The sequence below is a fragment of the Vibrio genomosp. F6 genome (assembly GCF_005146325.1).
In the GTDB taxonomy this organism is placed as follows: domain Bacteria; phylum Pseudomonadota; class Gammaproteobacteria; order Enterobacterales; family Vibrionaceae; genus Vibrio; species Vibrio cortegadensis.
The window spans coordinates 41,517-57,748 of sequence record NZ_SYUT01000013.1 but is presented as its reverse complement, the minus strand read 5'-3'; the positions used below and the strand labels follow the sequence as shown (position 1 = coordinate 57,748).

12 protein-coding genes and 1 other annotated feature are annotated in these 16,232 nt (G+C 41.0%); of the genes, 7 read left to right on the top strand and 5 right to left on the bottom strand.

The window, feature by feature from the left end:
• Positions 1–381: 381 nt before the first annotated feature.
• From clpB to rluD, 3 genes are all read right to left on the bottom strand, one after another.
• Positions 382–2,958 carry an ATP-dependent chaperone ClpB gene (gene clpB / locus FCV43_RS04360; protein WP_113799318.1) on the bottom strand — a complete coding sequence of 859 codons (2,577 nt, stop codon included), beginning with the start codon at positions 2,956–2,958 and terminating at the stop codon, positions 382–384.
• 142 nt (positions 2,959–3,100) lie between these two features.
• Complete coding sequence (gene pgeF, locus FCV43_RS04355) at positions 3,101–3,832, bottom strand: peptidoglycan editing factor PgeF (RefSeq protein ID WP_136994130.1); 732 nt, start codon at positions 3,830–3,832, stop codon at positions 3,101–3,103.
• The gene (gene rluD, locus FCV43_RS04350) at positions 3,832–4,806 is read right to left on the bottom strand and encodes a 23S rRNA pseudouridine(1911/1915/1917) synthase RluD (protein ID WP_136994129.1); all 975 of its coding nucleotides are present in this window, start codon (positions 4,804–4,806) and stop codon (positions 3,832–3,834) included. Before rluD ends, pgeF begins: the two co-directional genes overlap by 1 nt.
• Positions 4,807–4,944: 138 nt before the next feature.
• Here rluD and FCV43_RS04345 point away from each other — a divergent pair, with 138 nt between their 5' ends.
• The 7 genes from FCV43_RS04345 to yjjX all read left to right on the top strand — a co-directional run bounded on the left by FCV43_RS04345 (position 4,945) and on the right by yjjX (position 13,567).
• Complete coding sequence (locus FCV43_RS04345; RefSeq protein ID WP_136994128.1) at positions 4,945–5,670, top strand: outer membrane protein assembly factor BamD; 726 nt, start codon at positions 4,945–4,947, stop codon at positions 5,668–5,670.
• A gap of 131 nt (positions 5,671–5,801) precedes the next feature.
• Positions 5,802–7,259, top strand: a complete 1,458-nt coding sequence (locus FCV43_RS04340; RefSeq protein WP_136994127.1) for a lytic transglycosylase F — start codon at positions 5,802–5,804, stop codon at positions 7,257–7,259.
• Between the two features lie 383 nt (positions 7,260–7,642).
• Positions 7,643–7,975 (top strand): ribosome hibernation-promoting factor, HPF/YfiA family, encoded by a 333-nt coding sequence (hpf, locus tag FCV43_RS04335; protein ID WP_017053098.1) that lies wholly within the window; start codon positions 7,643–7,645, stop codon positions 7,973–7,975.
• Between the two features lie 106 nt (positions 7,976–8,081).
• Positions 8,082–8,199: a sequence feature (Phe leader region), on the top strand.
• Positions 8,200–8,212: 13 nt separating this feature from the next.
• Positions 8,213–9,388, top strand: coding sequence for a prephenate dehydratase (pheA, locus tag FCV43_RS04330; RefSeq protein ID WP_017053099.1), 1,176 nt, complete (start codon positions 8,213–8,215; stop codon positions 9,386–9,388).
• 104 nt (positions 9,389–9,492) lie between these two features.
• A complete protein-coding gene (locus FCV43_RS04325; protein ID WP_113799329.1) occupies positions 9,493–10,581 on the top strand; it encodes an ABC transporter substrate-binding protein in 1,089 nt (362 codons plus the stop codon).
• A gap of 135 nt (positions 10,582–10,716) precedes the next feature.
• Complete coding sequence (locus FCV43_RS04320; protein ID WP_136994126.1) at positions 10,717–13,032, top strand: putative bifunctional diguanylate cyclase/phosphodiesterase; 2,316 nt, start codon at positions 10,717–10,719, stop codon at positions 13,030–13,032.
• A 7-nt stretch (positions 13,033–13,039) separates the two neighbouring features.
• On the top strand, positions 13,040–13,567 hold the full coding sequence (yjjX, locus tag FCV43_RS04315) for an inosine/xanthosine triphosphatase (protein WP_136994125.1): 528 nt from the start codon (positions 13,040–13,042) through the stop codon (positions 13,565–13,567).
• A gap of 162 nt (positions 13,568–13,729) precedes the next feature.
• Here the strand turns inward: yjjX and trpR are convergent, their stop codons facing one another.
• A complete protein-coding gene (gene trpR, locus FCV43_RS04310) occupies positions 13,730–14,035 on the bottom strand; it encodes a trp operon repressor (protein WP_017053103.1) in 306 nt (101 codons plus the stop codon).
• A gap of 57 nt (positions 14,036–14,092) precedes the next feature.
• Complete coding sequence (sltY, locus tag FCV43_RS04305) at positions 14,093–15,988, bottom strand: murein transglycosylase (RefSeq protein ID WP_136994133.1); 1,896 nt, start codon at positions 15,986–15,988, stop codon at positions 14,093–14,095.
• Positions 15,989–16,232: the final 244 nt, after the last annotated feature.

The following is a 16,232-nucleotide window of genomic DNA, read 5'->3' as shown; positions in this document are numbered from 1 at the left end:
CTTAATTTACTTTCGCTTTAAAAAGCGAAAACAAACAGTACGAAACTAGTGATTATCATCAACGAGTGCCCACACAGATTGATAGGTCTAAATTGTTAAAGAGCTTGTTTCGAGCTTTGCTCAAAACGGACGGCCATTTTAGCTAGATAAGTCATTGTGTCAAACACTTTTTATCTTAACTTGGCTGCCTCAGTTGAACATTGAAACTAAGATAAGTTTCCCTGTCAACGGAGGCGCATTATAGGCAGTTGGTCATCAAAGGCAAGGGTAAAAACCAAATAAATCATTCCCCACAGTCGGTTCGGCTAGAATTCAACCAGAGCGATGAAAAATAGGCCATAAATGGGTAAGAATCCCCTTTATTTAATGCCGTAATATTAATTATGCTTGATGAGCTACAATTTTATCTTTGCTTACTAAGAGCTGTACTTTTTTATCTGAATCTATTTTTCCAGCCAATATTGCCTTAGCCAATGGATTTTCGACACTCTGTTGAATCGCCCTCTTGAGTGGACGAGCACCAAATACTGGGTCAAACCCTACTTCAGCAATTAATTCCAATGCTTTATTTGACACTTCAAGCTCATATCCACTCTCTTCCATTCGATGAGCCAATCTATCAAGCTGAATAGAAGCGATAGATTTAATATGCTCTTTGCCTAACGGATGGAATACGACCGTTTCATCTACTCGGTTTAGAAACTCTGGTCGGAAATGTTTATTAACCACTTCCATAACTTCGTGTTTTATTCCTGAATAATCTAGAACCGAAAAATTATCTTGAATACGATCTGAACCTAGGTTCGATGTCATGATCACCACAGTATTTCGGAAATCAACGGTACGACCTTGTCCGTCAGTTAATCGACCATCATCCAATACTTGGAGTAATATATTAAAGACATCAGGGTGAGCTTTCTCTACTTCATCAAGTAAAATGACAGAATATGGTTTACGACGAACGGCTTCGGTTATATAGCCGCCTTCTTCATATCCTACATATCCTGGAGGTGCTCCAACTAAACGCGCAACAGAGTGCTTCTCCATAAACTCAGACATATCAATTCGAATCATGGCGTCTTCACTATCGAACATAAAGTTGGCTAATGTTTTGCAAAGTTCAGTTTTACCTACCCCTGTTGGCCCCAAAAATAAAAATGAACCTATTGGCTTGTTTGGATCGGACAAACCTGCACGGCTACGACGAATCGCATCAGATATAGCCTCAACCGCTTCAACCTGACCAATAACTCGTTTATGTAATACCTCTTCCATGCGAAGAAGCTTCTCTTTTTCCGCTTCCAACATCTTAGAGACAGGAATGCCAGTCTGTTTCGATAATACTTCTGCAATTTCAGCGTCTGTCACTTTATTTCTGAGTAGCGTCATCTCCTGCATTTCAGCTTGAGTCGCTAAATCTAGTTGCTTCTCTAACTCTGGAATTCTCCCGTACTGTAACTCAGACATCCGATTTAAATCGCCCGCACGACGAGCAAAATCCATATCCATTCGAGCTTGTTCGAGCTCAGATTTTATATGCTGCGTTCCAGAAAGAGCGGCTTTTTCTGCATTCCACACCTCTTCTAGTTCAGCAAAATCACGCTCTTTCACTTTCAACTCAGAGTTAATCGTGTTTAGACGCTTCTCACTTGCGTCATCATGTTCGTTAAATAGTGCTTGCTGCTCTATCTTCAGTTGAATAATTTTTCGTTCTAATTTATCGAGTGACTCTGGTTTTGAGTCTATTTGCATTCGGATACTCGATGCTGCTTCATCGATTAAATCGATCGCTTTATCTGGTAATTGGCGATCCGACACATAGCGATGCGATAAACTTGCTGCCGATACGATGGCTGGATCAGTGATTTCCACATGATGATGAAGCTCATAACGTTCTTTTAAACCACGTAAAATAGCGACGGTATCTTCTACGCTCGGTTCATCAACAATTACTTTTTGAAAACGGCGCTCTAATGCAGGATCTTTCTCAAGGTACTTACGATATTCATCTAAGGTTGTCGCCCCAACACAGTGCAGTTCACCACGAGCGAGTGCAGGTTTTAGCATATTCCCTGCATCCATAGAGCCTTCGCCTTTACCTGCACCGACCATGGTATGAAGCTCATCAATGAAAAGAATGATGTTACCTTCTTCTTTTGATAGCTCATTGAGTACCGATTTTAGGCGCTCTTCAAACTCACCTCGATATTTCGCCCCAGCAACCAATGAACCCATATCAAGAGAAAGTACTCGACGACCGCGAAGACCTTCTGGAACCTCATTATTAATAATGCGTTGCGCTAACCCTTCGACAATCGCAGTTTTACCCACGCCAGGTTCACCAATAATGACCGGATTATTCTTAGTTCGGCGCTGTAATACTTGTATCGTTCTACGAATTTCATCATCTCTACCAATTACAGGATCAAGTTTTCCTTGTTCCGCACGCTCAGTAAGATCTATCGTGAATTTCTCTAATGCTTGTCTTTTATCTTCGGCATTTTGATCATCGACTTTTTGACCACCACGGATCTGCTCAATCGCTTGAGAAAGCTTTAACTCTGTGAGTCCTAGTTCTTTTAGTAACTTGCCAAGCGGGCCTCTATCTTCAATGGCTGCTAGAAGAAAGATTTCAGAAGATATAAAACTATCTTGTCGCTTCTGGGCTACCTTATCGCACAGGTTAAATAGCACACCCATGGCACTAGACAGCTGAACATCACCACCGATACCACTCACTTTTGCCACTCTGTCGAGCATTTCGCTTAATTTTGAACGAAGCTGAACAATATCGATGTCTAACATCGTTAGGAGTGGACGAATCGCACTACCATCTTGGTTAAGCAGCGATACCATAAGGTGAACAGGTTCTATATATTGATGATCTCGACCTAAGGCCAATGACTGAGCATCAGAAATTGCTATTTGGAATTTACTTGTAAAACGATCAAGGCGCATATCTATCTCCATACCTCAATGAGATAATTCTTATAAACAAAGATGGATACGATAATGGAGATTTTCAAGAGGAAAAGAGTGCCTTTCAGCAATAAGTTATTGGCAATCAAATTTTGGAGGTTAAATTCTGAGAAATGACGTTTTATTCAATCCAGATAAAGGCGGCCTGGCGACCGGTAATACCATCACGTCGATAAGAATAAAAACTATCTGCGTCGCGATACGTACATAGATTGCTGTTAAAGACAGATTGAACACCAGCTCGATTTAATCTTTGCGTAGCAAGCAACCCAATATCCGCTAAATATTTATTTGCTTGAGGTTGAGATTGAGGTTGAAAAGCCTCAATAGCATGCTCATCAAACTCAACGAATGCATTCACAACATCATCACCAACTTCAAACGCATTTTTTCCTATCGCAGGGCCAAGCCAAGCAATAACTTCACCATCAAACTTTTCTACTGCATTTTCTAAAATACCATTAGCTAATCCACGCCAACCAGCATGAACAGCTGCGACTTGTGAACCTTGAGTATTCGTTAATAACACAGGGAGGCAATCTGCCGTCATAGCAGAGCAAACAACATTAGGCTGCTGGGTAAATAGCCCATCAGCATCTAAAATTGACTCAGTAGGAGAGCCTATATTCAATACGGTTGTCGAGTGTGTTTGATTCAACCATATTGGGTTAGACGGCATATTCGAGTGCTTAACTAACCTATTACGGTTCTGAATAACGATAGATTCATCATCCCCCACATGAGTACCTAAATTTAAGCCTTTATATACCCCATTCGACACGCCATCGAAGCGAGTCGAACTGAAAGCTTTAATATTTTTAGGTGCACTCCACTGAGGGATGATTAACTTCATTAAATATCTTCAGAGAAGTTTTCTTTCGCATCAACACGTAACGCTTCTGCCATTTCGATCATATCGTCAGGCACGGGAGCATGAAACTCCATTGTCTCATCCGTTACTGGATGATCAAACTTAAGCATGACCGCATGTAACGCTTGGCGATCAAACCCACGGATCATGTCAGTCAACTCTTGAGAGGCATCTTTAGGGATGCGAGCTCTACCGCCGTAAGCAATATCACCTAATAAAGGATATTGAAGGTAAGACATATGTACACGAATTTGGTGAGTACGACCTGTCTCTAGACGTAAACGAATACGAGTATGCTCACGGAAATGCTCCGCAACACGGTAGTGAGTTACCGCAGGTTTACCCATTTCATTAACGGCCATAAGAACACGTTTCGTAGTATGACGGCCAATCGGCTTTTCTATCATGCCACCAGCGGTCATTTTACCAATCGCAATCGCTTCATATTCACGGGTAATACGACGTTTCTGCAAAGCACGAACTAAACGAGTTTGTGCTGGTACGGTTTTCGCAACCACCATCAAACCTGTCGTATCTTTATCCAGACGATGCACAATACCAGCACGTGGCACTTCAGCAATTTGTGGATAATGGAATAACAACGCATTTAATACCGTACCATCAGGAGTACCTGCACCAGGGTGAACGACAAGACCACGAGGCTTATTGATTACCAAGATGTCGTCATCTTCATAAACAATATCTAGTGCAATATCTTGTGCTTCCCAACGCTCTTCGTCTTCAAGTTCAGCATGTACGATGATCTCTTCACCGCCCATAACTCTGATACGTGGTTTAGTTATAACAACGCCATCGACTTGGATTTTGCTGTCTAAAATCCACTCTTTTACACGCGAGCGGGAAAAATCTGAGAAAAGTTCAGCTACTGCTTGGTCTAAACGTTGACCAAGTTGGCTGTCTTTTACTGTATCTGTTAGTGTGATCTGCTGAGCCATATCGAACTTTTTTAAAAACCGTGAGACTAATACCCATGACTATGGATAGAATAGGACAATTGCATCATTGTATCTGTTACTGATAAGAAAGTAACGGAAGCTTACGAAATATTTAAATTCAAGGAATCGACTCCTGACATGAAACGCCAAACTTTATCAGGCTTATTAGCTATATCACTGCTGGCTGGATGTTCTAGTAGTGAAGAAATTGTACCTGATGTGCCACCATCAGAGCTCTATTCAGAAGCGCAAATATCATTACAAAGTGGTAGTTGGTTTACTGCAATAGAAAAACTTGAAGCGTTAGACTCTCGTTATCCATTTGGAGCATACTCTGAACAGGTTCAACTTGATCTTATTTATGCTTATTACAAAAACGATGATCTCGCTCTAGGTTTAGCCACGATTTCTCGCTTCCTTCGCCTAAACCCGACACATGAGAAGGCGGACTGGGTACTGTACATGCGTGGTTTGACACACATGGCTCAAGACCGAAACTTCATGCATGACCTATTTAGCATTGACCGTTCAGATCGCGATCCAGAGCCAGTGAAATTAGCGTTTGCTGATTTTAAAAAGCTATTACAACGTAGTCCTGAAAGCCCTTACGCAGAAGATGCACAAAAACGCATGTTCGCTTTAAAAAATCGTCTTGCTGAATATGATTTAGCAACCGCTGATTTTTACTTACGCCGTGAAGCATGGATTGCTGCGATCAATCGCTGCCAAGAGCTACAAAAAACCTATCCAGATACAGTAGCTGCCCGAAAATCACTCAATATTCAGCTTCAAGCTTATAAAGAGTTAGGGTTGGAAGACGCCATAGCACGAACAGAAGCGTTGATAGAATTAAATCCAATTTAACTTAAACTCGTTGAATGACACTGTTAAGCCGCTTAATTATTAAGCGGCTTTTTTATGTCTATCGACTGACAAACTTGCTGGATAGTTGTTCAATACGTATGATAAATGTAATGATTTAACAAAGTATCAACATGGAGGTTGATGTGAAAAAATTACTTTTACTGCTCGTTATCACGATATTCATTCCTCCCAAAGGACTCGCTTTAGAGCTATCGCCTTTGAGCAAAGAACCGTATGTGGGCGACTTTGATCGTCTATCAAAACGGAATGTCATACGAGTTCTTGTCTCTGCTGATCTAGGTTTTTACTATGTTGAAGCAGGAAAGCCGAAAGGCATCATTGCTGAAATGCTATACCACTTTGAGAAACAACTTAAAAAACAGTCTCAATATTTAAATGTTCAAATTATTCCAGTTCAACGTGATGATTTATTACCCTCACTGACTAGCGGCTACGGTGATGTGGCAGTCGCCAATTTAACCATCACCGACAAGCGGTTAGAAATTATCGATTTCAGTAACCCTGTTATCAACAATATCCAAGAGATCATCGTTACCAACAAAGATCATCCTCAAATAACCGCTATCGAACAACTCAGTGGTAAAGAGGTTTGGGTGCGAGCCAGCTCTAGTTATTTTGAAAGCCTTCAAGTTATCAATCAAAAACTCGACCAGCAAGGTTTGGCCCCTGTCACCGTTCAGTTCATTGAAGAGACGCTACAGGATTATGAACTTATCGAAATGGTGAACCAGGGGTACATTAATGCCACTATCTTAGATAGTCATAAAACTAAGTTATGGCTTAATGTGATGGAAAATATCCAAATTCATCCGCAACTCCCACTAAGAGAAAATGGTGAGATAGCATGGGCACTACGCCAAAACAGCCCAAAGCTCAAAGCGACACTCAATAAATACATCAAGACTGCAAAATCGGGCACACTTCTGGGCAACGTTATTTATGACAAATATATAGACAACACTCGATGGCTAAGTCGTGCTTTAAATCCAAAGAAAATCGCCAAACTTAATCATATATCAGAGCTCTTCAGCCAATACTCAAGTCAATATGAATTTGAACCGCTAATGATCTCAGCACAGGCATATCAGGAGTCCGGGTTAGACCAAAGTAAAGTGTCGCACCGAGGCGCAGTCGGTATTATGCAAGTGCTCCCAAGTACCGCAAAAGATCCTTATGTCAACATTCCAGACATCTATCAATTAGAGAATAATATTCATGCTGGGGTGAAATATATGAGATTTATTAAAGATCGCTATTTTTCAGATAATGACATGAGTGTTGATGATCAAATCTATTTTTCGTTAGCAGCCTATAATGCGGGGCCAGCTCAAATTAGACGAATCCGCAAACTAGCTCTAAAGCATGGTTATGATCCTAATGTGTGGTTTAAAAATGTAGAAGTGATTGCCCGACGTAACATCGGAAGGGAGCCCGTTCATTATGTTGCCAACATCAATCGATATTACGTGGTATACAAACAACTCGCTGCCATTCAAAAAGTACGAGATAAAGGAAATGCAGTACTTTTGAAGGATAACCAAGTGAGGTTTATGGACATGTCTCCATAGTAATCAAGCTACAATGACTGAAATGCAAAAATGCCGCTCAATCAAATGACGAGCGGCATTTTAACATTCAAATGTATAACTTATGAGCATCAGTGAATCTGTATCACATTTAGGCTCTGAGCGTTTATTCATCATCAAAATATTCAGGCTGTAAAAACTCCCCAAAAATGATGAGTTTTCAGCGTATTACCCTTACCAATCTATCTTGTTTTTTTTTGATAACAAGGTATTTCAGCAGAAAATAAAGAAAGATTTGCGTAAGATCACATTTAATTTCACCGCCCTATAATCCGCACCAAAGAGTGATCTACATCACATTTATTTAGCTTTATATCCGTAATCTGGAGTTAACCCATGAGGGATGACACAGAGGAAAACTCAATATGAAAGTACAAATCACTGGTAAAAACATCGACATCACCTCTGCAATTCGTGAGCACATTGAAGCTAAATTTAAGAAACTAGAGAAGTGGCAAGTAGACATCATTGGTTGTCAAACAAGCTTTAGCGAAGAGCCAAATAAACAGAAAAAATTCGAGGCTATTATCACGGTTCCTAAAGGACAACTTGTTGCTTCCGCTGTAAACGAAGATCTATATAAAGCGGTTAATGAAGTAGAACAAAAACTAGAACGCCAACTGAATAAACTACGCCACAAACCAGAAGCTCGTCGTTCTGAAAAACCTGAGATAGAAGAAGCTGAAGAAGTCGAATAAAAAATAAGGATTTAAGATAGCGCCTACGGGCGCTATTTTTTTGCTTGACGCCTTATCCCTGCTTGCTTATTGTGTTTAAACATTCAGCGATAAATTACTATTTATGCATACCAAACAACTGTTCTTTTTTGACTTATTTTTTCTTCCATAACTGGGGGCGAACTCGTTTTCGAAAGAAAAGTCAAAAACGAACAGAAGCCTCCCAAAATGGGGGGCTTTTTTATAAGGACAATTTTAATGACTGACAGCCATATCTCTCTTGATGAGATCCGTTTACGACTCAATGAACTTGATGACCAACTTCTGAGCCTATTCTCAGAACGCCGTAAACTCAGTATTGAAGTTGCTAAAAGCAAAGTAGAAACATCCAAACCAGTACGCGACGCTTCTCGCGAACAGCAACTGTTAGTCAAATTAATCAACAACGGCAAAAATAAGTATGATCTTGATGCTCAATACATCACTAAGCTTTTTCATACCATTATTGAAGACTCCGTATTGCTGCAACAATCTTACTTACAAAATTTAGCGAATCCTCAAAATAGAAAACCTTTAGCCCGAGTAGCGTTTCTTGGTTCAAAAGGATCGTATTCACACCTTGCAAGCCGTGAATATTTCAGCCGTAAAAATATGGAGCTTGTTGAGCTCAATTGCGATCACTTTAAAGATGTCGCCAATACCGTAGAGTCTGGCCACGCTGATTACGGAGTGTTGCCAATAGAGAACACCAGCTCAGGCTCAATTAATGAAGTCTATGACCTTCTGCAGCACACCACTTTGTATATTGTTGGCGAACTCACCCAACCCATTGAGCACTGCCTTGTTGCAACAGAAGAGATCCGAATCGAACAAATTAAAACCCTCTACTCACACCCTCAGCCGCACCAACAATGCAGTGAGTTCTTGAGCAGGATGAAAGGCGTGAAATTAGAGTCATGCGTGAGCACAGCCGATGCGATGCAAAAAGTAAAAGAGTTAAATCGCACCGATGTGGCCGCGATTGGAAACTCATCAAGTGGCAAGCTGTATGGATTGCAATCCATTCAAGGCAACATCGCCAATCAAACTGAAAACCATACACGATTCATTGTGGTTGCTCGTAAACCCGTTGAAGTTTCACCGCAGATCCCGGCAAAGACAACGCTCATCATGTCGACGTCACAACAGGCGGGCTCTCTAGTTGAGACGCTACTGGTGCTACAGCGTTATGGCATTAACATGAATAAATTAGAGTCACGACCAATCATGGGCAACCCATGGGAAGAGATGTTTTATGTCGATTTAGAATCTCACCTAGACTCTATAGAGATGCAACAAGCGATTGTGGAGTTAACCAAAATAACTCGCCACCTGAAAGTTTTAGGCTGCTACCCTAGCGAAAATGTAAAACCGACTCAGGTGAAACTTGCGTAGCCTACACAACGTAACTTTCGTAGGTACGTAAATAATAAAAACGTAAATAACGAGATAAGCAGACAATTTTTTCTGTAACGAACCGTGTTGATATAGGGAACTAAATGAAATCATTCTTTACAGCAATCAACTGTTTGCTTGTCATATTTTTGCATACTGGTAAAGCTTACGCTCAAGAAGATCCACAAACACTCACCATTTTTAACTGGCAATATTACCTATCTGAACCGGTGATTGATTTATGGGAACAGGAAACCAATGTCAAAATAAAGCAGATCTATTTTGATAGTGACACCGACAGAGATCGAATTATCAATCAACTGCAAGGGAATGAGGTTGATATTGCTGTACTCGATGAAGTCGCGACTCGTAACTTTACCCGCAATAACAAGTTATTAGACCTAACAACCACGGACAGTTTAACCAATTTGTCCTACGTACCAAAAATTTGGAAGAATCAGTGCAGTTCCAACGCCGTGCCCTATTTCTGGGGGACTTTAGGGTTAATTTACCGTAAAGACATCTACCCGATACCACCGAATACATGGCGTGCTTTACTCTATCCGCAATCTTATTCCAAAAATATGCAACAGCGGAATATTGGCATGCTGGCAGACTATAGCGATATGTTGATGCCCTCTCTATTTTTAAGAGGCTTGTCTATCCATGAATCCAATAAGGAAGACTTAACTCAAGTCTATGCTGAGCTTCAACAGCAAATTCCATTCGTCAGAACCTATGAGTATATTTTGACTTACTTAATGCATAACCCCCAAGAAATGGCGAACATTCATTTAGCTCTCGCCTATAGCGGGGATACGCAGGTACTCAATCATTTAGGTTCTCACTACCAGTGGGGCTATACCGTTCCAAAAGAGGGAACAGTATTATGGGTCGATTGCTTAGCGGTTTTGAAGTCATCAAAAAAACCTCAACTGGCGCTCTCATTTATTAATTTTTTGCATCGTCCAAACATTGCAGCGATAAATGCGAGAGAACTTGGCAATTCCACCACAAACTCTAAAGCAATCACATTACTAGAAGCCGAAGGTGACCACTCTCAATCACTCTATCCAGATATGAGCATCATCCAACGCTCACAATTTTATTCAACACAGGACAATGCATCGATGACGCTTAGAAGCCGGATACGCAACGCCATAATCAAAGAACATAGTAGCCAAATAGAATAAGTATTCACCATTCAGATGAGAATAAAACCGTACTTTCATTAGCTTAGAGTGCTATTATTTTATAAACCAAGTGCTAAGACCTACCAACAGCATGGTATTACATTCCCCAAATAAGGTAACTTGTATTTATTCGTTATGAAGTTAAGTAAACGTATACTTCTTTTAATCGCACCTGTAATAATCATTAGTGCCGCAGCCTCTAGCTATATTATTTACGCTAGCCAAAAGGATGCTCTTATTAAACGAGAAGACAGTTATTTACAGCTCAATATGGAAAAGTTGGCAGGTCATTTTCGTCAAGCTCGCTCATTTCTAAACAGCTACGCCTACACCTTGACCAAGAGTGACATCATTCGGCAATACTTTCTTAATGCACAAAATCCATATCGTGAGCTTGAGCTCATAGAAAATTTGCAAGAAACCATAAAAGTATTGCAAGCAGGAGACAGTAGCTTCTCTTCTTTGGCGATCCTAGATAGCAATCAAGATCTCCTTTATTATGCTGAAAATAGCACCGATCCTTTCGCTGAAATTGATCCTGCGATACTTCACCATGTAAAACAGAAATACCAAACATCATTGGCCGCTTCGAACATCAATTATGTCTTAAGTTCTCAAGGTGACGGTATGCTAGTTCGCTATGAAGTACTAGACAAAAGAACCATTGCTCGTCCACTGATTAAACAACAAGACGATATTTTTTTCGTCGTCGTATCCGTTTCATTAGACAAATTCAATACGCTTCGAAGACAGATCGAGTTTGATAACCAAACCAGCATCTTCGCATCTTCCGAGCCAATTAATACCAACAAAGGACTCACTCAGTCTATTAAACTCGCCAATGATTTATACATCACGGTCGATCCTGCTCAATTTATTCTCAATAACAAGCTGCAAGATATTTGGCGTCAACTTATTCTATCTTTTGGGATTTCGGCATTAATAACGGTATTGTTGCTACTTATTCTTCTCTACCGTTATGTGATAAATCCAATAACTCGTTTAGATAAGCAACTCCAACAAGTTGAAAAAAAACAGCGTGACAATATCCAACCACTCAATACCAATGATGAGATGGGACGGTTATCCACACGCTTCTATGACATGTATAACGAACTCGATAATACGTATCGAAAAACCAAAACATTAGCTGAAAACGATCACCTAACCAAGCTTGCGAACCGTCATCAGTTTCAGAATTACGCGAATAGTATACTTAGCTCCCCATTAGCAAGTTGTAATATATGGGTCCTGTATATTGATTTGGATAACTTCAAGTTCGTTAATGACCAATATGGACATCAGGTGGGTGACTCTTTGCTGGTTGAATTTGCTGAACAAGTGACTCGCTTATGTGATGATTTTAGCCATCAATATGGGACCAAGAGCCTTGCTTCACGCCTATCTGGTGATGAATTTGCCATCTTTATCTGCTCACCAAATAACTTTAAAGATGCCGCAAAAGCCTTCGCTGAGCAAATTTTAGCGCCTCTTCAGGGCGGGTTTAAATCTGAATTTGGTAGTTTTCCGATCACCGCAAGTATTGGCGTCGCCACTTATCCTTTGGATGGTGACCATATTGAAAAACTCTTATCGAATGCTGATACTGCCATGTATCAAGCGAAGCGTGCGGGTAAAAACCAATTCGCTCACTACTCTCTTGACCTCGATAAAATAGTTCAGCGACGCTCGAATATCGAACGAGCATTAAGAGCTCATCAATATATCGATGAGTTCAGCCTCGTATTTATGCCCTACCTAAATACTCAAGGTACTGAAGTGATTGGTGTTGAAGCTCTGTTGAGGTGGCATTCCGAACAACTTGGGTTCATTTCACCTGATGAATTCATTCCCATTGCAGAACAAACGGGGTTATTTGAAGAGATTGACCGCTGGGTAATCGCACAATCTTTTGCTCGCTTTGATCAATTACAAACAGCGTTTGATACTCCTGTTCAGTTGTCGATTAACTTATCTTCAGCTGAGCTTAGTAGTACAAAACTAGCCATGTTTATCGAAGAGCACGCTCAACAATATGGTATTCCACGCCATTTGATCGACTTTGAAATAACGGAAACTTTTGCAGCAGATTCAAAAGGGTTCCCACTACTGTATAAATTATCCAAATTAGGCTACAACCTCGCCATTGATGATTTTGGTTCAGGCTATACTTCGATAACTCAACTTGTGCAATACCCTGTACAAAAGATTAAGTTCGATCGACTCTTTTTAGAAACGTTAGTCGCAACGAATAATCAGAACGTAATCAAACCACTTATTGAGTTGTGCCATGCGCAGTCTAAAACCGTAACGGCTGAAGGCATTGAAACCCAAGAGATGCATGAATGGCTTGCAGATCAACAATGTGACTTTATGCAAGGCTACTATTTTGGAAAACCAATGGATATTGATCAGCTATCGATTTGGTATCAACAGCTAAAAGGACTCTAAACCTGTCATGAAAACCGTAATTATCACCTCTCTTAACCCTGCAAAAATCAATGCGGTCAAAAGTGCATTTCAAGCCGCCTTCCCTACTGAAACTTTTGAGTTTGAAGGTGTCAGCGTAGCAAGCGAAGTGGCTGATCAACCAATGACGGATCAAGAGACTCATGATGGAGCCCTTAATCGAGTACGCAATGCGAAACAAATTAATTCGAATGCTGACTACTTTGTTGGTTTAGAAGCGGGAATTGAGGGCAGTGTAACTTTTGCGTGGATGGTGATTGAATCAGCGACTCATCGAGGTGAGTCTCGCTCAGCCAGTTTGATGTTGCCGCCTGAAGTCATTGAGAAACTAAAAACAGCAAATGAGCTAGGCGACGTAATGGATGAAGTGTTTTCAACGGATAATATTAAGCAGAAAGGCGGGGCAATTAGCTTGCTGACTCAAGACCAATTGACTCGCAGCTCTGTTTATCACCAAGCGCTCATATTGGCACTGATCCCGTTCACTAATCCTACTCACTTCCCTGCGAATCTGTAAGCGAGTTCGCAACTCTCGATACACGTTTATTCTTCGTACCACAATATGCTGCAAACGAACAAACGATGTTAGACAGATGCTAGCAAATGGAAGATAGCAAAAAGCACTCGCCGCTTGACGAGTGCTTTTTATATTTAGACTTTATATCATAGAAAGATAAAACTAAGCGTTCTTGTTGGTTAAGATCAACTCTGCTAATTTCGTTTTTTCTTCCTCTGACTTACTTTTCAATTCATTAGAACCTCTAGTGATTGTTGCAATACCCACCCCGAGCATTTGGCTAATCTGTCTCTGAGATAGATCTCCTTTTAACAGCTCACAGAAGATATTTACTCTCGCCACTAAAGCATCTCTTTCATCTGGAGTCATCATCATGGTAAGTAACATCTGTTGCTGATCTTGCTCAGACGCCTCTTTCACTAAGCTCATTAACTGTTGCCAATCACTATATTCTGGTTCTGATGCCATATTGTTTTCACCTTTACTTACTTATCTCTATTGTAAAGTTTTAGCGCCACTTTTAAATTAATATTTTTCGTTACTCTCTTCATCACTCAAGAAGGTTCCCTCTACCCCTAAAATATCTCGATAGTAGGTCTCGAACATCAAAATATTTTGCACATACCCACGAGTCTCTTTAAACGGTATCGCTTCAATAAACGCGTAAGCGTCAAGTTCTCCCCCCGTTCGAGCTCGCCATGTTTTCACTCGGTGAGGGCCCGCATTATAGGCCGCAAGAGCAAAAATTCTATTATGGTCATATTGCTCTAGCAAACCATCTAAGTAGTGGCTTCCTATTTCAATATTCTTACCGACTTCATACAGGTCATCTTTTCCTTGGTAATTTATCCGGTACTTTTTCGCAGTATATTTAGCCGTTGCAGGCATAATCTGCATGATTCCTCTTGCACCTACAGGAGAACGAGCTTCAATATCCAACGCACTCTCCTGACGAGCTAATGACATAAGTGTTATCGGGTTTATGTCGTGCTTTTCACCATAGAAATTAAACCACCAGCGGTGAGCAATAGGGAAACGTAAATGCGTGTTATCCCACATCCGAGCTGAGATCGTGGCCGTTACCGTTAAGTGGTGCCAACCTTGTACTGCTGCATACGCGGCTAACATCTCTTTCTCTTCACTCGATACATAACTAAGCAGCCAGCGCCATTCACTTTTCGCGGCCGCAATTTTATCGAGATCAATAAGCTCTCGAATTCGCTCTAACGCCATTCGATGAGGATTGACCATCGCCTTATCTAACACAAGAGTCGTCGTAGGGTAGTTTATCGACTGCTTGATAGCGTTTGCAGCAGCCACACTGTAGAAGTTACGTTTTCCAACGAGCTTTTTTAAACGCTGCTGCCCTTTTACCTTCTCACCAAGCTCAATCTCAGATCGCCCTTGCCAATACTGCCATCGAATAGCGCTCTGCTTCACCTCAGGTAATCGTGCAATCCAGCGCTGGACACCTTGCCAATCTGCATGCTGAATCGCTAAGCGAACTCTTCTCTCTAGCAAGACAACCCGCTCTGTTTTTAATAGAACCTGATCTCTCCATTTCGCTAACTCATCGGAATCAGTATTGGTTAATCGAAATGCCACATATTCTGCGAGTTGCTGTGATTTTAGGGATGAGAACTTCTGAGCGTTAACCACTTGAGGTAATGCTTTTTGTGCTGCGGAGACATCCTTACGGGCAAGTTTTTTAAAGGCGAATTCCGTTTGTGAACGGTAGAAATCCGACGCCTCATGCTGCTTAGCAAACTGAGTGACGCGCTCCGGCTTTCTATACAGAGCTTTCATCGCTTCCGCTTGTTTCTTAGCAGCATCAGACTTTGGTAACTTCATCAAATAAGTCATCAACTTTCCGTTCCGAGCTTCAAACGCAAGCAACATGCGATCTAAAATCAATGCGTCACTACGAAGCCCTGCCTCTTCCCATTGCTCAAATAGAGGATCACATTGGTCTGCAATACCTTGCCCACTTAGCCACAGTTTCTCAGCGCCTGAAAACGCGGCCTCTTTCTGGTTATCCATCCACAATGCATGATAATAAATACACTGGTAACTCTCGCCCTTAGGCTCCTGAGTTTGAAAAGTTAATAATGTTTGCCACTGGCCTTGCTTGGCTAAAACTTCCAAGTAAGGAGCTCGAATTCTAGATGAAAACGGCAGTAATCGGTTTTTCTCAATAAAATTGTCGACTTCTGGGGGTGTCTTATTACTCAGCTGAGCCAAAAATGCACGATAGTCGGTGTAAGGGGTCAGAGGATAAGTCGCAATCGTACTGCGTAAAGCTTGGTACTCTTCCACCTTTTTCTTATCTAATAAATCTTGTGCTTTTTCATAGTTCACTCGTTGTAATTCCCGTTCAGAAACGGTTTTTGCTGCGACACCATGACTGACCATGACACTCATAAGAAGGCTTGAAGAAATCACTTTCGCTATCGTCGTTAGCGTATTTCTCAATACTGAGTGTGGCCCTATTGTTCGCGCTTTGTTTTGCGTCATACGCTCAATTCCCTTGTGCGAATTGTTATTAGGTAGCCTCTATTAACAACTCATACACATTCGAATGTAAAGCTAGAAATTGTAAATATATCCAAACTTGCATATCGATTGGCTTTTAGTGCAATCGGTCCCAGAAAAAACACACTATTTC